The sequence below is a fragment of the Flavobacterium reichenbachii genome (assembly GCF_002217435.1).
Classification (GTDB): domain Bacteria; phylum Bacteroidota; class Bacteroidia; order Flavobacteriales; family Flavobacteriaceae; genus Flavobacterium; species Flavobacterium reichenbachii.
Map to the genome: position 1 here is coordinate 191,805 of NZ_MUHF01000001.1, position 24,505 is coordinate 216,309.

Genomic DNA, 24,505 nt, shown 5'->3' on the forward strand with positions numbered 1-24,505 from the left:
ATGTTTAAGAAAGATAATTGGGACGAAATTTTACAAGCTTTAACGGCCAATGTTTTCAGAACTGTTCTGACTGCATTTGGTGTGTTTTGGGGAATATTTATTTTGGTAATATTACTTGCAGCCGGAAAAGGTTTGGAAAATGGAGTGAAACAAGGTTTTGATGGTATCGCCACCAATACTATGTTTATGTGGAGTCAGAGTACTTCTAAGGCTTATAAAGGACTTCCTAAAGTACGTCGTTTTGATTTTAGAAACAGTGACGTACAAGCTCTAAAAGAAGCTTTACCTGATTTGTTATATGTTTCTCCTCGTAATCAATTAGGGGATTTTAACGGAACTAATAATGTTGTTCGAGGTACAGAAACGGCAGCATTTACTATTTATGGAGATTATCCGGAGTTGATCAAACAGGAGCCCATGGATATTATCAAAGGTCGTTTTTTAAATCAGCAGGATATTCTCGAAAAAAGAAAAATAGCGGTGATTGGTAAAGGAGTAATTGCACAGCTTTATGGAAAAGAAGAAGAAGTAGTTGGAACTTATATAAAAATCAACGGAATAAATTTTATGGTGGTTGGAGTTTATAAATCCAAACAACAAGGAGGAAATGCAGAAGAACAGCAGAAAAATATTTTTATACCTTTTACCACTTTTCAGCAGGCTTTTAATTATGGAGATAAAGTAGGCTGGATGGCGCTGACCGCAAAAGATGGATCATCAATAACCGAATTGAAGCCTAAGATTTTGGAATTAATTAAAGCATTACATTCTGTAAATCCTGCTGATGAAAGAGCTGTAGGCAATTTTGATTTGTATGAACAGTATAATAAGGTGCAGAGTTTGTTTAATATTCTACAAATCATAGCTTATTTTGTCGGAACATTAGTTTTGATATCAGGTGTGATTGGTATTTCTAATATTATGCTTATTGTAGTTAAAGAGCGTACCAAAGAAATCGGAATACGCAGAGCATTAGGGGCAACACCTGCTGCGATCCGCGGACAGATTTTATCTGAATCTATATTTTTAACCATTATATCCGGCATGCTTGGTATTGCCGTTGCGACCGGAGTTATTGCGCTGTTAAATATGTTCCTGGCTTCGATGCCGCCGGGAAAAAATACAATGTTTGCCAATCCTAGTGTAGATTTAAGAGTTGTATTTGTTGCTCTATTAATTTTAGTAGGATCTGGTCTGCTGGCAGGGTTTATTCCTGCTCAGACAGCAATTAGTGTAAAGCCGGTAGATGCATTAAGAACAGAATAAATTATCAATCAAAATAATCGATTAAACCAAAAACAAAATGAAAAAAGGAGTAACTGTAACCATTTTAATTTTTATAGCTATAGTTTTTTTTGGCGCACTTTACTATTTATACGCAAAGAATCAAGAGGCACCAACCGTTTTTAAAACGGAAAAAGCAGAAATTAAAACGATTGTAAAAAACACAATAGCGACAGGTAATATTCAGCCGGATGAGGAGGTATTAATCAAACCAAATATATCTGGAATTATTGAACAAGTGTACATTAAAGCAGGCGAAAAAATTAAAGCAGGCGACATGATTGCTAAAATTAGAGTAGTAGCAAATGTTTCTAATGTAAGCAGTACACAAAATCAGGTTCAGACTGCAAAAATTGCTTTAGATAACCAAGAGAAAATTTATCAGAGACAAAAAACATTATTTGATAAAGACGTTATTTCTGCAAACGATTTTGATGCAGCTTCATTGGCTTACAAACAGGCAAAACAAAATTATTTGGCGGCAAAACAAAGTTTAGATATTGTAAAAACAGGAACTACTTCGTCATTGGGCAGTTATGCAAATACTTTGATTCGTTCTACCGTAAATGGGATGGTTTTGGATGTTCCTGTAAAAGTAGGAAATCAGGTTATTGAAAGTAATAATTTTAATGAAGGAACCACAATTGCAAGTGTTGCAGATGTTGGAAGAATGATTTTTGTTGGAAAAATCGATGAATCTGAAGTAGGGAAAATAAAAGAAAAAATGCCTATTGAGATTACGGTTGGAGCAATTGAAAATAAAAAATTTACAGCTGTTTTAACTTACATTGCTCCAAAAGGTGTTACAGAAAATGGTGCAATTCAGTTTGAAATAAAAGCTTCTTTAGAAAATAGAGATGCAACCTTTATTAGAGCAGGCTTGAGCGCAAATGCTTCTATTATTTTAGAAAAAGCAGACAAGGTGCTGGCTATAAAAGAGTCATTGGTGCAGTTTGACAAAAAAACACAAAAACCTTATATAGAGATCGAAACCGCTCCTCAAAAGTTTGAGAAAAAAGATCTTGTTTTGGGAGTTAGTGACGGAATTTATGTTCAAGTTAAAAATGGCGTAAAAAAATCGGATAAAATTAAAATCTGGAATCAGGGCTTAATAAACGAAGGCGATAAAAAATAATTTGAAAACAGAATAATAGGTTTTTTGGTTTTAAAAAATGTTAAATTTGCGTAGTATCGATGCTATGCTTTCATTCAAAATATATGAAAATAAATAAATATAATAGTCTTGTTTTCGCAATGTTATTTGGGTTTGGATTTTCGGGCCAGGCTCAGACAAAAAAATGGACTTTAGAAGAGTGTGTTAGATATGCGATGGAGAACAATATCACAATTAAAAACACAGAATTGGATATTAAAAATGCAGCTATTGATAAAAAAGCCGCATTTGGTAACTTTCTGCCAGCAGTAAATGCAAATGCTTCTCATTCCTGGAATATTGGTCTGAATCAAAATATTACAACAGGTTTGCTTGAAAATCAGACCACACAATATTCATCAATTGGCGCTTCAGTCGGTGTAGATATTTACAAAGGCCTTCAGAATCAAAACACACTTAGAAAAGCAAATCTTTCTATTGTTGCTTCAAAATATCAATTGCTGAAAATGCAGGAAGATATTGGTCTTAATGTTGCAAATGCTTTTTTGCAGATTCTTTTCAATAAAGAAAATCTGAAAGTAAAACTCGAGCAATTGTCAATCGATGAAAAAAGACTTGCCCGTTCTGAAGAAATGGTAAATGCAGGAACAATTCCGCGTGGTGATTTATACGACTTAAAAGCAACTGCAGCGACAGATAAACAAAATATTATTGTAGCAGAAAATAATCTGCTGATCTCAAAATTGAGTTTAGCACAGTTACTACAACTTAAGGAATTTGCCGATTTTGATGTAATTGATGATACTAATGCTAAGGACGAAAATAATATCATGGCTCAAAATCCGGTTGATATTTACAATAAAGCAAAAGAAATTAGAACAGAATTAAAATTAGCACAGACTAATCTTGAAATTGCCGAAAAAAACGTTGCTATTGCAAAAGGAGCTTATCAGCCAACATTAAGTGCTTTCTACAACTTTAATACAAGAGCAAGTTATTCGGATATTGTTACCGGTTCTACTTTAAATAGTGCAAATCCTTCCACTCAAATAGGTTATGTTCAAGGAACAAATCAGCCTGTAGTGCGTGATAATTATTCATCTGTTTTGGGTAATGCGGCGCCAATTTTTGATCAGTTTGATGATAATAAAGGGCAGTCGTTTGGATTTCAGTTATCTGTTCCGATATTTAATGGTTTCTCGGTTAGAAATAATGTAGAAAGAAGTAAAGTAAGTTTAGAGAAATCTAAAATAGATTTAGAACAAAAAAGTTTAGATTTGCAACGTAACGTTTATACTGCGTTTACAGATGCAAAAGGAGCTTTAAACACGTACGAATCTTCTACAGTAACTTTAGAAGCAAGACAACAGGCTTATAATTATGCAAAAGAAAAGTACGATGTAGGTTTGATGAATTCTTTTGATTTTACTCAGGCACAGACTTTATTGACTAATGCACAATCTGATGTTATCAGAACTAAATACGATTATATTTTCAAAATTAAAATACTTGAATTTTACTTTGGAATTCCAATTATTCCAATTATCACAAACTAAATTACTATGTCAAAAAAAACAATTTATTTCTTAGTAGGCGGTGCTGTTGTAGTTATCGCAGTTTTAATAAGTCTTTCTAAAGCAGGAGTAATAGGAAATAAGGATGAAGGAAAAGAAGTAGAAATTTCAAAAGTTGTGGCTTCGACTATTGTCGAAACAGTTTCGGCAACTGGTAAAATTCAGCCAGAAATCGAAGTAAAAATAGCGCCAGAAGTTTCTGGTGAGATTATATTATTAAATGTAAAAGAAGGTCAGGTTGTAAAAAAAGGAGATTTATTAGTTAAAATAAATCCTGATTTATATACCTCCAGCTACAATCGTTCGGTTTCTAATCTTTCTGGAACCAAAGCTGGCTTAACGCAGTCTGAAGCAAGTTTTAAAGAAGCAAAATCAAATTACGAGCGTAATAAAACATTGTATGATAAAGGCGTAATTTCTAAATCAGACTGGGATAAAGCGATTGCCTCTTTTGAAGTGGCTAAAGCAACTAAACAAAATGCTTATTACACTGTTCAGAGTGCTTCTGCATCTGTAAATGAAGCAAAAGATAACTTAGGCCGTACCACAATTTATGCTCCGGCTGATGGAACAATTTCTGTTTTGAACGTTGAACTTGGAGAACGTGTTTTGGGAACGCAGCAAATGGCAGGAACAGAACTTTTGAGAGTAGCCAACTTAAACAATATGGAAGTTGAAGTGGACGTAAATGAAAATGATATCGTAAAAATAAAGATTGGGGATGAAGCCAATGTTGAAGTCGATGCATACTTAAAAAAGAAATTTAAAGGTACCGTAACCAGTATTTCTAATTCTGCCAGTACAACACTGACTTCTGATCAGGTAACTAATTTTAAAGTTAAAGTTCGAATTTTAAAAGAATCTTATCAAGATCTATTAGAAGGAAAGCCAAGTACATATTCGCCGTTTAGACCAGGAATGACTGCAACAGTAGATATTATTACGCAAACCAAAGCAAATGTTTTGGCAGTTCCAATTAGTTCCGTTGTTGTAAAATCAGATACAACAGCAGTAACAGAATTTAAGGTTGAAGATCCGAACGAGAAAAAAACAGCTCCTAAAAGTGACAAAAAGTTTGAATGTGTTTTTGTGAAAGTTGGAGACAAAGCAAAAATCAGAATCATTAAAACGGGTGTTCAGGACGATACTAATATTGAAGTAATGTCAGGCTTAAAATCTGGAGATATAGTGATAACTGGACCTTACACAACAGTTTCTAAAGAGTTAAATTCTGGCGATAAAGTAAAGCTGAAAAAAGCTGATACACCTAAGAAATAATCTTTATAGTAATATGATTTCATTATGTGGTAGTCCACCTGCCGGATTTGTTGAATTTATTGTTGTTTTATTAGTTCTTATTTTAGTATTCCTTATTTTTACTCATTATAAGATTTATAACAGTCAATATTATACTGAAGAGTTTGTTTATTTTTCTACAGGAAAAAAATTAATGCTTTATTTACTTTTTTTAGCAGTAAATTTATGTATTATTCCTGTAGTGACTTTAATAACTGTTTTCTTGTATGTCCAATTTTAAATAATAAAACTTAATTACCTTGTCTTATATCCTAAATATCGAAACGGCAACCAAAAACTGTTCGGTCTCCATTGCAAAAGATGGTGAAACTATTGCATGTAATGAAATTGCCGATGAAGGTTATTCTCATGCCGAAAAGCTTCATGTTTTTATTGAGGAAGTAATTGCATCTGCAGGAATTACAGTTCAGGATTTAGCAGCGGTTGCTGTAAGTCAGGGACCAGGTTCTTATACGGGTTTGCGAATCGGAGTTTCGGCTGCAAAAGGATTATGTTTCGCATTAGATATTCCGTTAATAGCTGTTGATACTTTAAAAACATTAGCATCGCAGGCTAACGTTTCAAGCGGAAAAATTATACCAATGCTGGACGCCAGAAGAATGGAGGTATACAGTGAAGTTTTTAATGCCAATTTAGAAACTGAAAGATCTATTAAAGCAGAAATAATTGACGAAAATTCTTTTTCTGAATATACAGAAACTGTTTATTTTGTGGGTGATTGTGCAGAAAAAAGTAAACCTGTTTTAACCGCTTCCAACTTTGTATTTTTAGAAGAAATAAAATATCCTTCTGCAAAAGCAATGAGTAAAATCAGTTATGATAAATACCAAAAAAGCGACACTGTAGATGTCGCTTATTTTGAACCTTATTATTTGAAAGATTTTATGATTATTCCTCCTTCAAAAAAACAGTAAACAATTTTATTATTTTTGAATTGTATAAGGCTGTGTATCTATTCCAGCTTCGTCTAATGCAATTTTACAATTCTCTAATGTCTCAGAGAAAACAGCTCCATAATTGGCATTTTTTGCCCACGGACGCACCGCAAAATCTACAGAAGCTGCCGAAAGATTTTTTACAAAAACTTCTGCAGCAGGGTTTTTAAGTACTTTTGGGTTTTTATTTAAAACATCCAAAAGAACTTCTTTTGCTTTTTTGATATCAGAATCATAAGAAACAGAAAAAGTAAGATCAGCTCTTCTTTCTCCCTGCATCGAATAATTGATGATCGTTCCGTTAGATAAAGCTCCGTTTGGTACAAAAACAGTCTGATTGTTTCCAGTCAGCATTTTAGTTACAAAAATCTGAATTTCCAAAACGGTTGCAATAACTCCCTGCGCTTCAATTGTGTCGCCTACTTTAAAAGGTTTAAAGACAATAATAAGCATACCGCCTGCAAAATTAGAAAGAGAACCTTGCAGCGACAGACCAACAGCAAGACCCATTGCTCCTAAAATGGCAACAAAAGAAGAAGTCTCGATTCCGAGTTTTGAAATAAAAGATACAAACAATAAAATCCTTAAAGCCCATAATAAAATATCGGCCAGAAATTTTGTTAAAGTAGGATCTAGATTCCTCTTGACCATTATTTTTCTAATAATTCTGTTTATTAATCGTATGGCATATAAACCAACAAATAAAATTAGAAAAGCCGAAATTAATTTTGGAGAATAATCTATTAATATGTTAATAAATCTAGAAGCGTAATTGCTGAATTGTTCTGGGTTGATGTCCATTTTTTTTATAAAAAAAACCTTCTCAATTGAGAAGGCATATTGATGATGCAAATATAAAAATATTTTATTCTTTAAAAAGAAAGAGTTTGTTATTATTTGTCAGAATCTTCGTTGATTTCTGCAACGGAATCTTCGCTGGTATCAAATACAGTTTCAGTAACTAAACGTTCCTCTGTAATTTCTGAAGCCGCCTCTTTTACAGAATCGATAATATCATTTATCGAATCCGATACCTTTTCTGCGTATTCCACCGCTGTATCTAATATTGGCTCTGCTGCTTCTTTAACTTTTTCTATCGTACTTTCAGCTTGTTCAGAAAATTCAGCAGTAGTTTCTTTGGCTCTGCCAAATAAATTTGTGAAAAATGATGATAATCCCATAGTTTTAATTGGTTAGTTTAGAGTACAATATTAACTATTTTTATAAGATTTCAATGTTTTTGTTAAAATAATTATTATAGTTAAGATATAAAAAATTAGCGCCTCGTTGGAGGCGCTAATTTTATTTAATAATTTGTTTTTTTATGCATTTACAGCTTCAACTTTAATAGCTTCATCATTCAGCATGCTTTTCAGCATATTTTCGATACCGCTTTTTAAAGTAAAAGTAGAAGAAGGACATCCGCTGCAGGCGCCTTGCAAGATTACTTTTACTGTTTTGTCTTCTTCGTTATAAGAATCAAATGCAATATTACCGCCATCTGCTGCAACTGCTGGTTTAACATATTCTTCTAATATGTTGATTATTTGTTGTGACGTAACATCAAGCTTGTCAAATGCTTCATCTTTGGTTACATCATTTTTAGCTGTAGTCTGAATTAGACTTTCGTCTAAAACAGTTCCGCCGTTTTCAATAAATTGCTTGATAAACGTTCTTACTTCAAGTGTAATTTCAGACCAGTCGTTGATATCATATTTTGTTACCGAAATATAATTTTCGTCTATGAAAACCTCTTTAACATATGGAAATTTGAATAATTCCTGTGCCAGTGGAGAAGAAGCAGTCTGATCTATATTTTTATATTCTACAGCATTTTTGGTTAACATTCTGCTTACCACAAACTTTAGGGCAGACGGGTTAGGTGTTGTTTCTCCATATACTGTAATAGGCTGTTTTTTAGTCTGAGTTTCATCAATCTTGATGATTACACCCCCTTTGTCTACAAACGCAGCTATTTGTTCTGCTACAGCGTCTTGTACATCACTCCATTCTACAATACTATATCGTTCTACAGCAATAAAATTGCCCGATATATAAACTGTTTTTACAAACGGAAGGTAAAATAACTGCTGTGCTAAAGGGGAAGATTGTGCTTCGTCTATATTTTTAAACTCAAAGTTTTGATTCTGTGTAATAAAGTCTTCAAATTCGAATTTTATAATGGTCGGATTTTGAGTTTCTTTTATCGTGATTTTTGCCATGGTAGTATATTTTTTGCAAATTTAATAAAGTTATTTTCTACTAATACCTATATTTGATTTTTTAATGAAATAATTAAGACTCTTCTCCAATAAATCGTGTTAAATTATTAGAGTTTAAAATTGTTTTTAAACAAAACTATTTTTTATGAAACTTAAAACCAGAGTTTTATTTATATTTTTACTTACCTCTTTTTATACATATGCTCAAGAAGGAATTCCGGTTTATTCTGATTATTTGTCAGATAATTACTATTTAATACATCCTTCTATGGCTGGAGCGGCAAATTGCGCAAAAATAAGACTGACTGCGAGAAAGCAATGGTTTGGCCAGGATGATGCACCCTCATTGCAGACTTTAAGCTTTAATGGAAGAATAGGAGAACGATCTGGTGCCGGAATTATTGTTTTTAATGACAAAAACGGATATCATTCACAAAAAGGAATGAAGCTTACTTACGCGCATCATATTATGTTTTCCAGAGATGAAGTAGATTTGAATCAGCTTTCATTTGGTATTAGCGGCGGATTGATTCAGAATCAATTAGATGAAACTAAATTCGGAACGACGTTTGATCCTTTAGTTTTCGGTTCAATTCAAAAAGATTCTTATTTTAATATAGATGTTGGAGCTTCTTATAACTTTCTGGATTTTTATGCTCATGCTACTGTGCAGGGCTTGATTGAAACCAGAAGAGAATTGTACACTGATTACGAAAGTGACAATTTGAGAAAATTTTTATTAAGTGCCGGGTATGTTTTTGGCAAAAGTGAAAGTATTACTTGGGAGCCTTCTATTTTATTTCAAATATTTGATAAAACAAAAGAAAAATCTATTGATTTAAACTTGAAAGCCTACAAAAATTTAGACTTTGGAAGTTTATGGGCCGCATTATCCTACAGAAGAAGTTTTGATGGTGCTCAATATAGCACAGGAAGTGGAGTAGCTGCTCAAAAACTTCAATATTTTACACCAATAGTTGGGGTAAATGTTAAGAATTTTATGTTTGCTTATACGTATTCTCACGTTACCGGCGATGTAAAGTTTGATACTGGAGGTTATCATCAAATTACGTTAGGAATTAATTTATTTTGTAAAAAAGAACGTTACAATTGTAATTGTCCGGCAATTAACTAAACTTTTATTATGCTGATAAAATCTGTAAATGGCAAATCGCCAATAATTCCTCAGGATTGTTATGTGGCCGAAAATGCAACTATTGTTGGAGACGTTACTTTTGGTGATTCTTGCAGTGTTTGGTTTAATGCTGTGATTCGAGGAGATGTTCACTTTATTAAAATAGGAAATAAAGTTAACATTCAGGATGGAGCAATTATTCATTGTACGTATCAAAAACACCCGACAATTATCGGTAATAATGTTTCTATAGGACATAATGCTATTGTTCACGGTTGTACGATTCATGATAATGTGCTGATCGGAATGGGAGCAATTGTAATGGATAATTGTATAATAGAAAGTAATTCGATTATTGCAGCCGGTGCAGTTGTGACTCAAAATACTACTGTTCCTTCAGGAACTATTTATGCAGGCGTTCCTGCCAAAAAAGTTAAAGACATTGATCAATCTGATTTTGCAGGAGAAATCGAGCGTATTTCAAACAATTACGTTATGTATTCCGGCTGGTTTAAAAACGAAGAATAAAATTATAAATTCTGAAAATTATAAAATTCCAAATCCCAATGTTCTAAGAGCTTGGAATTTGGAATTTTTTATTTGGAATTTAAAAACGTTATAAGTTGATTTTTTCGAAAAAAGTGTTTTTGTAACTTTCACTAATCGGGATTCTTTTATCACTAATCAAAACTTTATTTTTCTGAATAGATTTTACGTGCTTTATATTGATAATATAAGACCTGTGAATTCTTGAAAAACCTTTGCTCGAAAGCAGATTTTCTAATTTAATTAAACTGATTAAGGTTAAAGTAAATTTATTATCTGTAGTGTAAATTTTAACGTAATCTTTTAAGCCTTCAATGAAAAGGATGTCTGCAAAATTCATTTTTACATTTTCATATTCTGCTCTTACAAACATAAAATCCTGCTCGATTTCTGGAACAGTAGTATTCTCAGAAATAGCCTGAACTGATGCGGTTGGACTTAAAAGCTGCTGTGCCCTTACCACCGATTTTAAGAAACGATGAAACGGAATAGGTTTTACCAAATAATCGACAGCGCCAAGATTAAATCCTTCGACAGCATAATCTGAATAAGCAGTCGTAAAAATTACTAAAGGTTTTTTTTCGATGGTGTTTAAAAAATCAATTCCAGAAAAATGAGGCATCTGGATATCCAGAAAAATTAAATCGATACTATTTTGATTAATAAAAGAAACAGCATCAATTGCATTATTAAAAGTGCTTACTAATTCCAGCGATTCTATCTTACGGACAAAGTCTTCTAATAGTTCAACTGCTAAAGGCTCATCATCAATAATTACACACTTCATCTTTTGGGTATTTAATTTTTAATTTGTTTCTGGCAGTCAAAAGTAGTTTTAAACCAGTAATTTAAGTTTTAAAATTATCATAAAATACTGGTTTGTCCAAAATTAAGCATTTACGATAATTGTTTTGCTTAATGTATAACCATCTGTCAGATTACCAGTTATCGTGGCTAATTCATCTGATAAACTATCTGAAAAAACATTGTCTCTTGTGTTTGCAGTATCTGCCTGACCGTGCGCAGCATAATTGATGCTTGCATATACCGTACTTGAAACTGGTTCTGGAAAAGCAATTTGTGTAACCAATAAGGAGTTACCACTGGCACTCAAAACTTCTACATGTATATGTGGCGCTCTTCCTTGATACCATCCTGGGTAAATTGAAATATAGGAAACTTCACCTTTAGTATTTGAAGTTTGTCTTCCTCTTAAAAAGTGAACGGTTGTATAATCTGCTTGCTGCATAGATGTACCGCCATATTCAGAATAATTTCCATCTTTATCGCAATGCCATACATCAACTAAAACTCCAGATAAAGGTTCGCAGTTATTATTTTTATTTTCAATAGTTAAATTAATAAGCAGTGCAACTCCAACCCGGTCTGACTTTATATTTTCTAAAACCAGCTGGCTTGGTGTTTTAATAGGGAAGGGACCTTTGGTTTCTGATGGAGAAACCGTGCAGCTTCCGTCTCCAGAATTTGTTTCTGAATCATCATGATCATTTTTTGAGCATGATTCTAATAGTGTTGAAGCTGTTGCTAATGATGCAATTCCGAAAATACTATTTCTGATGAATTTTTTTCTGTCCATAATCAGTGAGTTTTAATTTATATCGGTTTGAATTTCATCTAACTTTAAATTCAAATGGACACGGTAAAAACCATTGTCTTGTGTAATGGTGAGTTCGTGCGCATTTGGATAAAGTAAATCCAGTCTGCTTTGAATATTTACTAGTCCAATTCCTGAATTTTCTGGGTCTTTTACATAATTTTCAATCGTATTTTCAATCCAAAAATCAAGATTGTTGTCTGAGATGAAAATTTTGATTTTTACATGAGCCGCGCCTTTATAATCTGTTCCATATTTAAAAGCATTTTCTACAAATGAAATAAGCAATAAGGGTTCTATAAACTTGTTTCTGGTGTCTCCATGAACATTTATAAAGATATCTTCGATGTTATTGAGTCTCAGTTTTTGTAATTCAATATAGTTCTGAATGTAATTGACTTCTTTTTCTAAAGCCACCGTTTTGTTATCTGTTTCATACAGCATATACCGCATGAGTTCAGATAACGTCACGATGGCATCAGGGACCAAATCAGATTTCTTATGAGCCAGAGAATAAATACTGTTTAGAGAATTAAATAAAAAATGCGGATTGGTCTGTTTACGCAGATAAATTAATTCTGTATTAGTTCTGTGGGTTTCTGCAATTAATTTGTTTTGCTGGTTGTTATAAAACTCTGTAAGTGTTCTAATAATCGCACTTATAGTAATAACCAGAATGTAAAAAAACGAAGGTGCGAGCTTAAAAAAAAGCGGTTGTCTCATTTCAATTCCTTCGTGTCTTCCTCTCGGAAAAAAACGACCATCAGGAGGCATCATTCTGTGAGGGATCATGTTTCCTGGTCGTAAATGTCTGAATTCAGGCATAAAATAATTTACCCTGATAATCATAAACACAGCGATAAGGGCAAAAACAAAAATAAAATAGAGCCAGTATTTCTTCTGCAAAAGAAGAATTGGAACCAAATAAAAATAGTTCAGATAAAATAAAACGATTCCTGTAAACCATTGTGCGTAAAAGTCATTATTAATGCTAAACGGACTTTCGTAAAATTGAATTAAAGAAGTCAAAATAAAAAAAATCCATATTGCACAATGAAACAAAATTTTATTTAAGCCGGTATTTTTGATGGTATCTATTTCCATTTAGAATTTTATTTTTAATAAAATTAAATCTTTTTTGGTTACCGTTGGCGATATGTTTTGATTGAGTTTATTTACTACCAAATCTGCGACTTTAAGCGCATCATCTTCTGTCGAGAAACTTTTATTATCATTGATTACAGGAATAATAGACTGCTTTATTAAAATCTTATTCTTGTAAGCAATAGTATAACCCCATCCTGACTGAGTTTTAAATGTTTCTGCTTTTAACGCCTGTTTTCTTGCGCAGCTGGCAAACATTAAAAGTAATAGTAAAAACACTAAATTCTTCTGGATTGTGCTCCAGAAGAATTGTTTATTAGTATTAATTATCGTCGTCATTTTGTTCTTCTAAAGGTTTAAATTCCCAAGCATCATCAAAATAAGTAGAACCTATTCTTCCCAACATATAAAAACCTCTGTTATTAATCGCAAAACCTACAGCATCTGTTCTGGTTGCACCTTCCATAGCAGTTCTTTCTAACCATGTATCAGTACTTGGATTGTATTCCCAAACGGTTTTTATACTCTCGCCGCCTACTATATAACCTAATCCATTCATGGTAAAACTAGAAGCATTAGAACGGACAATGGCATAGTCATCATTGTAAGTATAATCGTCATCAGTATCTTTGTCAATATCACGTTTTCTGGTCCAAACATCTGTTGCAGGATCAAATTCCCAGAAATCTTCCTGCATAACACCATTGTTAACACCTGTTACCAAATAAGCTTTATCGGCAATTACAAAGACAGTAGCATTACGTCTTTTATTACCGCTAAATCCATTTACAAGAGTCCATGTATTTGCTTGATCATCATATTGGTAAAAATCTTTTAAATAATTTCCATCGTAACCTGTTCCAAAATAAGCTTTTCCGCCAGCCTGAAAACCTAGAGCTCCATAACGCGCTGTTCCTGCAAAATCAGTTTTTTGAGTCCAGCTGTTACCATTTGGATCATATTGAAAAAAATCTTTCAATTTATTAGTTCCATCATAACCAAGTCCGACATAACCTTTGTCATTAAGAGTAAAACTAGATGCAGAACTTCTGCCAACTCCAGTAAAATCTGCTTTTTGTTCCCAATAATCCCCATTTGAATTATAAGCCCATAAATCTTTTAAATAAACATCTCCCGTATAGCCTGTTGCTACATAAGCATAATCTCCAATAACAAAACTGGTAGCACTAGATCTTGCAGGTCCGTCAAATGCCGATTTTTTAACCCAGTTTCCTATCAAATCATCATCGTCATCGTCGTTACTGCAGCTAACAAAAAAGAGGCTCGAAAAAAGTGCCGCGAATAATATTCCTTTTTTTAAATTATTCATAGTGTATTAAATTTATTTATTGTTTGTATTTGATGCCAATTCCTAAAATGTATCCTTTGCCTGTATTAAAATCATATACTGTATGATTGTTAGTATCAATCAAATTGTATTTTTTGTCGAAATCATAACCAGCTTTAAAATTTAAAAACCAATTTTTATCTACATTTCTCTCATATTCAACTGCAGTCGTCATTTGCGATAAAACTGCTTTCGAAGCATTATTATTCAATTCATTTGTGGAGTCTAAATGATAAAAATTACCATTAAAGCTATTACTTAAAACAAACTGGTTTCTAATGTTGTTAGAGTACGAAATTTTAGAATCCGGATACCCAATCAGCATATTACTGCTGTTATTTATTTTATAATTTAAAGACAAGACAGGTCTGTATTTAGGATAGCCAAATGCAGTTGTTCTTGCTGCTCCAATAATTATAGTTGTACTTGGGATTAATTGCTGATTAATTTCAAAACCTCCCAAAACAGTAAGATCAGACATATCGAGAGTGCGCTCAAAATTTGCAGTTGGTGTAACATAAAACTTTATTTTAGTTTTATTAGAAACATCATATAAAAATCCTAATGTGTTTTGAATCTCATTCCACTGATCCAAATTTTCAAAATTTTTAAAACTGCCCGAATCATAATTCACTTTCAAATTTGCATATTCCAATTGGTTTGAAATCGTAATTTTTGAGTTTATCTTTTTATTAAATGATACATTAATATTAGTTTCATTAAAATTGATTTTCTCAGTTGATTCTGTTTTTACATTCACTGAGGCATATAATTTTTCCTGAGCTTTTATGCTGAAGAATGAAATCGTAAAAATCGAACAAACTAAAAATCTTATTTTCATTACTTAATTATTGGTTCAAAAGTAGGTGGCAGATGGCTTTAAAAAAAAGAAGATATATGTATGCCCCTTTTTGATAGACTAAATGAGCGTTTTTTAGGTTGAATGAAGTATCGGCTTCCGTATATGTATTGTAGATGATTTTTTCCTGTTTATAGTCTAAAAACACGCAACTGTATATGTTATAGTGTGGTGCAGGAGAGTGCATTTTATATTTGTTCAAAAAATTCATTATGAACAAGTTTTTATTGATACTGCTTTTTGCAATTACTCTCTTTTCATGCGGAACGGATACGGATGCCGGCGAATTTGTTGTTGGATCTGATTATCTGGCTGCAAACAATAAAGTAGTTTTGATTGATACTGTAACTGTTGATATGTCTACAATAAATTTTGACTCACTTGCAACTTCAAGTCAAGGCAGAATTTTGATTGGTAATTACAACGATCCTATTTTTGGGAAAGTAAAATCAAACAGTTATTTCCAGTTGTCTACAAGTACTTACGCGCTTTATACCACTGGATCTGATACTCAGGCAGTCAATTATGTTTTTGACTCGATTTCTATGATTTTAAAATATGATAACTATTATTATGGAGATACTACAGCAGTTCAGAAATTTGATATTCATCGATTAACACAAAAAGTAAAGCCAAATACAAACGACGATAGTTTTTATAATAATTCGGCTTTGGCTTACAGCGAAGAAAGTCTTGGATCCATTTCCTTTAAGCCGCGTCCAATTCAAAAAGATTCTATTAATATTAGAATGAATGATGCTTTTGGAACAGCACTTTTTCAAAAACTAAAGTCAAGAGAACTTACAGATTTTGATAGTTTTACCGAATATTTAAAAGGTTTAGTTCTGGTGCCAAATACAACCAATTCTTCGAGTGTTATTGGTTTTAGTACAGCAACGAGTAAAGTGCGGCTGTATTATTCAAAATACCAAGCCGATACAGATGAAATTTCATATTACATAGATTTTACAATTTTAGATACTTCAAAGCAGTTTAATGCAATATCACTCGATAAAACAGGAACCTTACTCCAAAATCTGCCCATTTCCAGCAGTAAACTGGTCAGTAGTGCTACAAGTAATCAGGGGTTTATACAATCGGGTACCGGAGTGGCCTGTCGGATTGATTTTCCAAATATCAAACAGCTCAAATACATTGCAGATAACGGGGCAATTGTTGATGCCGAATTGATTTTGAAACCTGTTAATAATTCCTATTCTGCCCAATATCCACTAGCAGATTCTCTTGCGATTTATGTAGGCGATAATTTAAACAGAATTAGTACTTCATTAGCAAATTCTGCCGGAACAGCGGTTTACGGTATACTAAATAAAAAAAGCGATGAGTTTAATGAGAATATAGGTTACTCCATGCATATTGGTAATTTTCTGCAGAAGGAAATGCTGAAACAAACAGATGCCCGATCTTCTCTAATTTTTACGCTTCCGGGAATCTCTAAAACAGTAAATCGAATTGTTTTAGGAGATCAAAAGCATTTGAACAATAAAATTCAACTGAAAATTTATTACATCTCTTATTAATGAAAAATAAAATATTTTTTTTTAGCTGCCTCATTTTAATGTCGCTTACCTCATTTGCTCAAAGTATATCTAGTTCACCATATTCATTATACGGATTAGGAAGTGTGTATGATTCAGATTTTGGAACACTTCCATCCATGGGATCTTCTGGTATGGCTTTGCCGTCAAGCGATTTTATCAACAACTTAAATCCGGCTTCTTTAGGTTTTATGCCTCAAAATCACTTTATGTTTGATATTGGAGGAAAATCGATTGGAACAACTTATCAAAGTGGCTCAAGAACAGAAAAACGCAACAATTTTCAATTTTCTCATTTAGCATTTGCTTTTCCTCTCAGCAAAAAATCTGGTTTTAGTGTTGCTTTACGTCCTTACTCAAGTGCGGCGTTTAAAATATCAAATCTTAAGCTGCCGATTGCAGATAGTCAAGAATCCTATTATTTAACAGCTGTCGGCACTGGCGGACTAAATAATTTAGATTTCTCCTACGGGTATAGTTTTAACAAGAAACTCTCAATAGGAGCAACGGCATCTGTGTTATTTGGAAATACAGAAGAAGACAGAACTTTTCTAATCGTAAATTCTCTAACAAACATTCACAGAAAAACAAATTATAATGGTGTGCGTACAACGTTGGGAGCACAATATAAAATCGATTCTACTTTAACAATTGCCACAACTTTTAAAGTTCCTACTCAAATTAAAGCTTCAAAAGTGCAATCTGTACAAACCGTATCCGATGAGGTAGTGACAACAGTAGAGGCAGAAGCATCTTCTGATGCTGATGATTATTATATGCCGTTAGAATTTGGTGTAGGGATTAGCAAGCGCTTTAAAAACAATATAAACATGACTTTTGATTATGAAAAAAGTTTATGGGACGAAACGAAGCAATCTGATTCATACGGTGATTTTGTAAATCAAGACAGGTTTGCCCTTGGTTTTAGTTATGGTACAAAGAAAAACGTGAGAAGATATTGGGACAGAATAAAATATTCTACCGGACTAAATTTTGACACCGGTTATCTTGAAGTAGACGGAAAAAGGGTAAACAATGCATCTTTTTCTCTGGGGCTTTCTCTGCCAATAGAAAACACATATTCAGCTTTGAATATTTCGTATTCCTACGGACAGAAAGGCAGAGTAGCTGATAATTTAATTAAAGAAAATTATCATAAAATATCAATTAATCTATCGTTAGACGGAATTTGGTTTGTTAAACGAAAAATAGATTAATATTAAAAGTCTTTTTTGACTGCTGGATATTTATATTCTAAAATTGATTCTAAAACTTTTGGATCTGAGTTCGTGTAAAATTCAGGCTCGCTTTTAAGTGCGTCGCTAAAACCAACTTTTTCGCGCAAAATATTTTGAGTCTGTCTTGCAACAGCTTCTCCAGAATCTATAATCTGAATGTGCTCCGGAAGGATTTTTTTAATCTGTGGAATTAAATACGGATAATGACTGCATCCCAATACTAGATAATCAATATTGGCTTCAATCATAGGATGGAGATAAGACTCCAAAAGGGTTGTCATTTCCGGAGAATAAAGGTTTCCGTCTTCAATAAGTTGTACAAGTCCGTAACCAACCTGTTCAATTATTTTGGTATTCTGAAACATTTCAGCTGTTTTATTAAACAGCTCACTGTTTAGAGTTCCTTTGGTTGCCAGTATACCTATAACTTCGGTTTTAGAATTATTAGCAGCGGGTTTAATAGCCGGCTCAATTCCTATGAATGGAATATCATACGAAGCACGAAGTTCCTGGATTGCATTTGTTGTTGCAGTATTGCAGGCTACAACAATTAACTTGCAATTCATCTCGAGCAGTAAATCAACATTTTTTTTACTTAAGGCAACAATTTCCTCTTTGCTTTTCTGCCCATAAGGAGCATTTTTGCTGTCGGCTAAATAAATTGTTTTTTCGTTCGGAAGAAGATCGTGAATAGCGCTCCAGATTGAAGTTCCTCCAATACCAGAATCAAAAACGCCTATAGGATTACTATTTGTCATTATACAAATTTAGTATTTTTTTGAAATAAATTTATACCTCAAAGTAGGTGAAATTTCTTAATTTATCTCTTTTTATATTTTAATTTAATGTAAAAAAAAACTGCTCAACTTTTTAAAGAATTGAGCAGTTTTTTATAATGAATTCGTTGATTAGAATCCTAAATCTTTTTTAACATCAGCAGTAATGTTTGGACCATCAGCTAATAATAAAGTAGAACCGTCTAATACATATTGGAAACCTTTAGCTTTTCCAACTTTTTGGATAGAAGCTCTAACTTTTTCCATTAATGGTTTTACGATATCAGTTTCTTTTTGTTGAAGTTCTTTTTGAGCATTGTCTCTGTAGTCAACAATTCTTTTTTGCATGTCTTGAACCTCTTTAGAACGCTCACCGTTTACAGCATCAGTTACAGTTGCAGCTTCAGCCTCATACTTTTTAATTTTTACTTGGTATTCATCAACCATTTTTTTGTATTCAGCATCGTATGTACCACTTAATTTTTGCAATTGGTTTTGAGCATCAAGCATTGCAGGCATTTTCGACATAATCTCGCTAACATCAACATGGGCTACCTTTGCCTGTGCGTTCATTGTGTTACTTGCTCCTAAAATAAGTATCGCAGCAATTAGTAAAGTTTTGATTTGTTTCATCATTTTTAAAATATTAATTAATTATTGGTCGTATTAGGTTTTTGTGTTTCGGCTTCCTTAGCTTTTTTTGCCGCTTCTCTTTCTTCTAATATTTTCTTTCTCTTTTCTTCTAATTCTTTTTTGCGCTCTTCATATAACCTTTGTCTTTCTTCAACTTTCGCAGAAGCTGGTGGCTGAGTTGTGGTTTCAGTTCCAGTTGCTGCAGGTTTTGCTGTTGCATCAGTTTTTACTGCTGGATCTGTAGTTGTAGAAGTGCTGTTTGGCTTAGCTGTTTCAGAAACCGTGCCATTTTTTTTAGCTGCTCTCTCGGCTGCTAATGCATTTCTTCTATCTTCATATTCCTTTTTCTTAGCCTCTTGTTCTAGTTTACGGTCTTGAATTAACTTCTCTCGGGCGGCCCTTTTCTCATCCAATGCTTTTTGACGATCTGCCATTGCAGGATTCTCATCAATTGCGTTTTCAAGATTTTCTTTTATTTCCTGATCTTTTAATTGTTTTTTAGTCAACTGTTCGCGTTTTTCAGTTCTGTTTAGAACACGTAAAACCTGATCACTTATATCAAATCTTTTGTTACTAAAAAGCATTGTTAAATCTGATGATCTGTCAAAGATAAAATCATAATTTTTAGCTTCAGCGATATCTTGAACAGCAGTAAAAACTTGATCTTGAATTGGCTTTGCCAATGCTGCTTTTTGTCTAATTAAATTTCCCTGAGGCCCAAATAATTTATCCTGATAACTCAGCATTTCGCTTTCAAGAAATTTAATTTCAGTTTCTCTTTCCTCAATTAACTCTTTAGTGAGTAAAGCTTTTTCTGCTTTTAGGCTTTCCTGTAATTTGTTAATTTCAATTTTTTTAGTCTCAATTTCTTGCTTCCATTTCTGAGCCTTTAACTCTAATTGGGATTTAGCTTCCTTATAATCAGAAACATTCTCCAAAATATATTCCATGTCAATATACCCAATCCTAGTCGTTTTTCCTTGAGCCTGAGCAGTATGTGCTACAATCAAGGCTAAAAATATAAATAAATACTGTTTTCTCATAACATAACTTTATTTGATGATTTTTAACCAAACGCTTTTTATCTAAAATTGTTGTCCAATGATAAAGTGTATTTCTCCACCATTTGGTTTACTATTTCCTGGAGCGGCATCAAATCCATAACCATAATCAATTCCTAACAATCCAAACGCTGGCATAAATACACGTAAACCAAAACCAGCTGAACGGTATAAGTCAAACGGAGTATAGTCTTTAAACGAAGCGTATGATGATCCCGCTTCTAAAAATGTTAAGGCGTAAATTGAAGCAGAGGCTTTTAATGTTATAGGGTAACGTAATTCCATTGAGAATTTATTGTAGATAGAAGCTCCAATTTGTTCTCCATTAGTATTTACAGGTGTTAATGAGTTATTTTTATAACCTCTTAATCCAATAGTTTCTCTACCATCCATTGAGTAATTTGCCATTCCGTCTCCACCTAAGTAAAAACGCTCAAACGGTATAACTCCTCTTTCTTGATTGTATGCTCCTAAGAAACCAAATTCTGTTAATGTTCTTAAAACTAATTTTCCGTAAACTTTTGTATACCAGTCTCCTTTAAATTTAATTTTGTAGTACTCCAGCCAGTTGTATTTTTTCTGGTCTACTTTGGCTACATCAGTGTCAGCGCTTTTATAGTCAGATCCAACACTTACTTGTACTGATTGTCCGTCAATAACAACCGTTTTTAAATAGTCGCCATTATTAAGCGGCTGTTTGTCTGCACCTATCGTATTATCTCCTGTATATTGTGCTTTGTATTCTTTTTGATTTTCTAAATCACCATAATCAAGTCCGCTCAATAATGAGTAAGGAGGAGTTACTTTTGCAGAAATACTAAACTCTGAACCGTAAGTTGGGAATATTGGGTTAACCCCTTTATTACTTCTTGAAAGTCCAATTGTATAAGCAAAGTTTCTTGATGCTCCATTACCAAAAGTAAATAATCCTGTGTTGTAGTTATTCAAATCATAATGCTGGTAACTCACAGATTGAGAAAGAACAAAATAATCATCTGGCACTGTTAATCTTTTTGCCAGTCCTACTTGTACTGTAAAAATATTAAAACTTTTGCTTTTGTCTACTGATCTTGTTATATAATTATTCAAAAATTGTTTACTATAAGAAATAGATGAACTAAACTGTACTGGTTTTTTTCCTCCAAACCAAGGTTCAGAGAACGATACACTGTAAGTTTGGAAATAAGTACTTCCTTGTAAACGAAGCGCTACTTTCTGACCGTCTCCCATTGGTAAAGGCTTATAAGCTTCTTTGTCAAATAATTTTCTTGCCGAGAAGTTGTTAAAAGAAAGTCCTAAAGTTCCGATGAAACCACCGCCTCCGTAACCTCCCTGAAGCTCAACCTGACTTGATCCTTTTTCTACAACATTATATTCAATATCTACAGTTCCTGCTGCAGCATCAACGTTCTTGAACTTAGGGTCGATTGCTTCAGGATCAAAGAAACCTAATTGTCCAATTTCACGAATAGTTCTTACAAGCTGTTCTTTACTGTATTTTTCTCCTGGTTTAGTTCTTAATTCTCGGTAAATAACGTGGTCATTTGTTTTGTCATTTCCTACAACACTAATCTTGTTGAAATACGCAATTGGACCTTCTGTAACTCTGATTTCAAAGTCAATTGTATCGTTTACCGTTTTTACCTCAACTGCATTAATATTAGAGAATAAATAACCATTGTTTTGGTATAAATTCGTAATGTCTTCTGCGTCTGGTTTTGTTTTGTCTGCAATTCTTTTTTCTAGTAGAACTCCGTTATAAACTTCTCCTTTTTTAATACCTAAATAGCGATTTAATAACTGGTCAGAATATACGGTGTTTCCTAAGAATTTAATATTTCCAAAGTAATATTTGTTTCCTTCTTCCAGATTAATTTTGATGTCAAGCATTTTCTTTTCTTTGTTGTAAGTAACAGAGTCATAGATAATACGTGCATCTCGGTATCCTTTTTCTTTATATGCGGCGATAACTTTTTCTAAGTCAGCTTTATATTTTTCAGGAATAAATTTTGATGCTTTTAAAACACGCAAAACATTTTTTTGTTTTGTGTCCTTCATAGCACTTCTTAATTTGCTGTCTGATAATTGCTGGTTACCAATGAAATCAATGCTTCTAATCTTCACTTTAGCCCCTTTATCTACTCTGACAAGCATATTTACCATGTTGCCATTGATGGTGTCAGGCGTATTTGTAATAGTGACTTTAGTGTTATAAAAACCTTCTTTTTTATATTTATTTTCAATATAATTTTTAGTAGTCGTGATTAAGTTTTCGTTGACGATTTTATTTTTCGTTAAGCTGTTGTCTTTAATCAGTCCTTCAACTTTACTCTTCTTAATTCCTACAAATTTAACTTCGTTTAATTTAGGAAGTTCAACAATATCCAAATCAAGATAGATACTGTCGTTTTCTACCTTATTTACGTAAAATGAAATCTCATCAAAAAGGCCAAGTTTACCTAATTTTTTGATTGCGCTGCTTATTTCTTCTCCAGGAACAGTTATTTCCTGTCCTTTTTGAAGTCCTGAAAAGGTAACAACGGTTTGTTCATTAAAGCTAATTTTACCAACAACAGAGACTTTGGCAAGAATATATTTTTTTCCTTGATCAAAAGGAACTTTATCTTGTGCTTTTATTTGTGAAAAACTACCCAAAAGAATTAGGGTAAGGGCTATTTGAATTTTTTTTTGTAACACTAAAAAATTATTTAATTTGTTCACTGGTTTTTCCAAATCTACGTTCTCTTTTTTGATAACTAATAATAGCCTCATATAAATCTTGGTCTTTAAAGTCTGGCCATAAGACATTAGTAAAATATAACTCTGCGTAGGCTATCTGCCACAACAGAAAATTACTTATTCTATGTTCTCCACTTGTTCGTATTAATAAATCTACATCGGGTAAATTTTGCGTGTAAAGATGCTCATTTATAATTGAATCGTCAATAGTGTCTATTGAAATTATATTATTTTTAACTTTATCACTGATGATTCTCACGGCATTTACCAATTCTTCTCGTGATCCGTAACTTAAAGCTAGTGTCAGCGTGAGACGAGTGTTATTTTTGGTTTTTTCAATTACGTCTAAAAGTTCTTTTTGAGCTGATTTTGGTAATTTATCAAGATTTCCAATTGCATTGAGTTTGATATTGTTTTCTTGCAAAGTAACAAGCTCTTTTTTTAATGAATTGATCAAGATTTTCATTAATGCTTCGACTTCTAATTTCGGGCGATTCCAGTTTTCTGTAGAAAAAGCATACAATGTAAGATACTCAATACCTAATTTGGCACAAGTTGTTATTGTTTTTTTTACAGATTTTGTTCCGTTTTCATGTCCAAACGCTCTTAAAAAGCCTTGTTGTTTGGCCCATCGTCCGTTGCCATCCATTATAATGGCTAGGTGTTTAGGTAAGTTTGTGTGATCTATAGAGTCTTGTAAATTCATTTTATTCTGCGCAATAGCAAGGTTTTTGTCCAAAGGTATATGTTAAGGTAAGACCTGAGAATACATACCAGTCATTATTGTTTAAATTTCCAAACTTCATGATGTTTGGATTGTTTGTATTAGGATTACTTCCGTCAATGTTGTCTGTAAATGTATAACGAACGCCAGCTTCAAATCCTAAAACAAAGTTTGGTGTTACATTAGATTTTACACCTAATATAATAGGTATAGCAAGCGAGCTTGAATTTACAGATTGCAGCGCATTTGGAGCTGTCGTAAAACGATACAATTCATCGTAAAGAAAAAAGCTTAGTCCAGAATAAACATAAGGCGTAACTTTTGTATGATAATCGTGAAGATTAAAATCAAAAAAGTTGAATTCCAGTCCTGCAGAAAATTCTTTTACATTGCTTTCAAATCTGTATCCTCTTTGATTTCTACCTGTTTCCTTAGATTTAAAATCGTTTCCTGAAATTTCAGATTGTGTGTACGAGAATCTGTACGAGTGTCGCGGGCTTCTGTTCCACTTGTATAACACCCCAAAAGCGATTTTTTCGGGCGAAATATAAGTTGTTTTTCCAACATCACCAACAAGGTTACTTCCTCCTAGAAAAACACCAAGCTCATTTATTTGAGCATTTAGTGTAATAAAGGGGAAAAAACATAACAATAAATTAAAAATTTTCTTCATTTAATTAAAAATTGCGTGCAAATATAATAATTATCAATACGAATCAACG

The 24,505-nt window shown here is 32.9% G+C and carries 24 protein-coding genes; 9 read left to right on the forward strand and 15 right to left on the reverse strand.

The window, feature by feature from the left end; translation table 11 throughout:
* From B0A68_RS00785 to tsaB, 5 genes are all read left to right on the forward strand, one after another.
* Nucleotides 1-1,266, forward strand: a complete 1,266-nt coding sequence (locus tag B0A68_RS00785) for an ABC transporter permease (protein ID WP_035685667.1) — start codon at nt 1-3, stop codon at nt 1,264-1,266.
* Between the two features lie 37 nt (nt 1,267-1,303).
* A complete protein-coding gene (locus B0A68_RS00790; protein ID WP_035685665.1) occupies nt 1,304-2,419 on the forward strand; it encodes an efflux RND transporter periplasmic adaptor subunit in 1,116 nt (371 codons plus the stop codon).
* Between the two features lie 83 nt (nt 2,420-2,502).
* Nucleotides 2,503-3,954 (forward strand): TolC family protein, encoded by a 1,452-nt coding sequence (locus B0A68_RS00795; protein WP_035685663.1) that lies wholly within the window; start codon nt 2,503-2,505, stop codon nt 3,952-3,954.
* A gap of 6 nt (nt 3,955-3,960) precedes the next feature.
* A complete protein-coding gene (locus B0A68_RS00800; protein WP_035685661.1) occupies nt 3,961-5,250 on the forward strand; it encodes an efflux RND transporter periplasmic adaptor subunit in 1,290 nt (429 codons plus the stop codon).
* A 278-nt stretch (nt 5,251-5,528) separates the two neighbouring features.
* Nucleotides 5,529-6,203, forward strand: a complete 675-nt coding sequence (tsaB, locus tag B0A68_RS00810) for a tRNA (adenosine(37)-N6)-threonylcarbamoyltransferase complex dimerization subunit type 1 TsaB (protein ID WP_035685659.1) — start codon at nt 5,529-5,531, stop codon at nt 6,201-6,203.
* A 9-nt stretch (nt 6,204-6,212) separates the two neighbouring features.
* On the opposite strand, the gene B0A68_RS00815 is transcribed toward tsaB, so the two are convergent.
* The 3 genes from B0A68_RS00815 to B0A68_RS00825 form a co-directional block, all read right to left on the reverse strand.
* Nucleotides 6,213-7,025 (reverse strand): mechanosensitive ion channel family protein, encoded by an 813-nt coding sequence (locus B0A68_RS00815; RefSeq protein WP_035685656.1) that lies wholly within the window; start codon nt 7,023-7,025, stop codon nt 6,213-6,215.
* A 92-nt stretch (nt 7,026-7,117) separates the two neighbouring features.
* On the reverse strand, nt 7,118-7,405 hold the full coding sequence (locus B0A68_RS00820) for a YtxH domain-containing protein (RefSeq protein WP_035685653.1): 288 nt from the start codon (nt 7,403-7,405) through the stop codon (nt 7,118-7,120).
* Nucleotides 7,406-7,546: 141 nt separating this feature from the next.
* On the reverse strand, nt 7,547-8,446 hold the full coding sequence (locus B0A68_RS00825; protein WP_035685650.1) for a NifU family protein: 900 nt from the start codon (nt 8,444-8,446) through the stop codon (nt 7,547-7,549).
* A 145-nt stretch (nt 8,447-8,591) separates the two neighbouring features.
* Here B0A68_RS00825 and B0A68_RS00830 point away from each other — a divergent pair, with 145 nt between their 5' ends.
* Both B0A68_RS00830 and B0A68_RS00835 read left to right on the forward strand, forming a co-directional pair.
* Nucleotides 8,592-9,581 carry a PorP/SprF family type IX secretion system membrane protein gene (locus tag B0A68_RS00830; RefSeq protein WP_035685648.1) on the forward strand — a complete coding sequence of 330 codons (990 nt, stop codon included), beginning with the start codon at nt 8,592-8,594 and terminating at the stop codon, nt 9,579-9,581.
* A gap of 9 nt (nt 9,582-9,590) precedes the next feature.
* Complete coding sequence (locus B0A68_RS00835; RefSeq protein ID WP_035685645.1) at nt 9,591-10,109, forward strand: gamma carbonic anhydrase family protein; 519 nt, start codon at nt 9,591-9,593, stop codon at nt 10,107-10,109.
* An 88-nt stretch (nt 10,110-10,197) separates the two neighbouring features.
* Here the strand turns inward: B0A68_RS00835 and B0A68_RS00840 are convergent, their stop codons facing one another.
* From B0A68_RS00840 to B0A68_RS00865, 6 genes are all read right to left on the reverse strand, one after another.
* Entirely contained in the window at nt 10,198-10,914 is a 717-nt protein-coding gene (locus tag B0A68_RS00840) for a LytR/AlgR family response regulator transcription factor (protein WP_035685643.1), read from the reverse strand.
* A 102-nt stretch (nt 10,915-11,016) separates the two neighbouring features.
* Nucleotides 11,017-11,724 (reverse strand): dioxygenase family protein, encoded by a 708-nt coding sequence (locus B0A68_RS00845; protein ID WP_035685641.1) that lies wholly within the window; start codon nt 11,722-11,724, stop codon nt 11,017-11,019.
* 12 nt (nt 11,725-11,736) lie between these two features.
* A complete protein-coding gene (locus B0A68_RS00850; RefSeq protein WP_035685640.1) occupies nt 11,737-12,846 on the reverse strand; it encodes a sensor histidine kinase in 1,110 nt (369 codons plus the stop codon).
* Nucleotides 12,847-13,185: a DUF4907 domain-containing protein gene (locus B0A68_RS00855; protein WP_035685638.1), complete on the reverse strand. Its 339-nt coding sequence runs from the start codon at nt 13,183-13,185 to the stop codon at nt 12,847-12,849.
* Nucleotides 13,169-14,176 carry a Kelch repeat-containing protein gene (locus B0A68_RS00860; protein WP_035685637.1) on the reverse strand — a complete coding sequence of 336 codons (1,008 nt, stop codon included), beginning with the start codon at nt 14,174-14,176 and terminating at the stop codon, nt 13,169-13,171. Before B0A68_RS00860 ends, B0A68_RS00855 begins: the two co-directional genes overlap by 17 nt.
* Nucleotides 14,177-14,192: 16 nt before the next feature.
* On the reverse strand, nt 14,193-15,035 hold the full coding sequence (locus tag B0A68_RS00865; RefSeq protein ID WP_035685636.1) for a DUF6268 family outer membrane beta-barrel protein: 843 nt from the start codon (nt 15,033-15,035) through the stop codon (nt 14,193-14,195).
* A gap of 230 nt (nt 15,036-15,265) precedes the next feature.
* Here B0A68_RS00865 and B0A68_RS00870 point away from each other — a divergent pair, with 230 nt between their 5' ends.
* Both B0A68_RS00870 and B0A68_RS00875 read left to right on the forward strand, forming a co-directional pair.
* On the forward strand, nt 15,266-16,594 hold the full coding sequence (locus tag B0A68_RS00870) for a DUF4270 family protein (RefSeq protein WP_035685634.1): 1,329 nt from the start codon (nt 15,266-15,268) through the stop codon (nt 16,592-16,594).
* Nucleotides 16,594-17,829, forward strand: a complete 1,236-nt coding sequence (locus tag B0A68_RS00875) for a hypothetical protein (protein ID WP_035685632.1) — start codon at nt 16,594-16,596, stop codon at nt 17,827-17,829. The genes B0A68_RS00870 and B0A68_RS00875 overlap by 1 nt, the downstream gene beginning before the upstream one ends.
* A gap of 2 nt (nt 17,830-17,831) precedes the next feature.
* On the opposite strand, the gene murI is transcribed toward B0A68_RS00875, so the two are convergent.
* The 6 genes from murI to porG form a co-directional block, all read right to left on the reverse strand.
* Nucleotides 17,832-18,608, reverse strand: a complete 777-nt coding sequence (gene murI / locus B0A68_RS00880; RefSeq protein ID WP_035685629.1) for a glutamate racemase — start codon at nt 18,606-18,608, stop codon at nt 17,832-17,834.
* Between the two features lie 150 nt (nt 18,609-18,758).
* On the reverse strand, nt 18,759-19,262 hold the full coding sequence (locus tag B0A68_RS00885; protein ID WP_170830271.1) for an OmpH family outer membrane protein: 504 nt from the start codon (nt 19,260-19,262) through the stop codon (nt 18,759-18,761).
* A 14-nt stretch (nt 19,263-19,276) separates the two neighbouring features.
* The gene (locus B0A68_RS00890) at nt 19,277-20,302 is read right to left on the reverse strand and encodes an OmpH family outer membrane protein (RefSeq protein WP_035685626.1); all 1,026 of its coding nucleotides are present in this window, start codon (nt 20,300-20,302) and stop codon (nt 19,277-19,279) included.
* A 42-nt stretch (nt 20,303-20,344) separates the two neighbouring features.
* A complete protein-coding gene (locus B0A68_RS00895) occupies nt 20,345-23,092 on the reverse strand; it encodes a BamA/OMP85 family outer membrane protein (RefSeq protein WP_035685624.1) in 2,748 nt (915 codons plus the stop codon).
* Nucleotides 23,025-23,765 (reverse strand): isoprenyl transferase, encoded by a 741-nt coding sequence (locus B0A68_RS00900; protein ID WP_035685621.1) that lies wholly within the window; start codon nt 23,763-23,765, stop codon nt 23,025-23,027. The genes B0A68_RS00895 and B0A68_RS00900 overlap by 68 nt, the downstream gene beginning before the upstream one ends.
* A gap of 1 nt (nt 23,766) precedes the next feature.
* Complete coding sequence (porG, locus tag B0A68_RS00905) at nt 23,767-24,456, reverse strand: type IX secretion system protein PorG (RefSeq protein WP_035685618.1); 690 nt, start codon at nt 24,454-24,456, stop codon at nt 23,767-23,769.
* Nucleotides 24,457-24,505 lie beyond the last annotated feature (49 nt).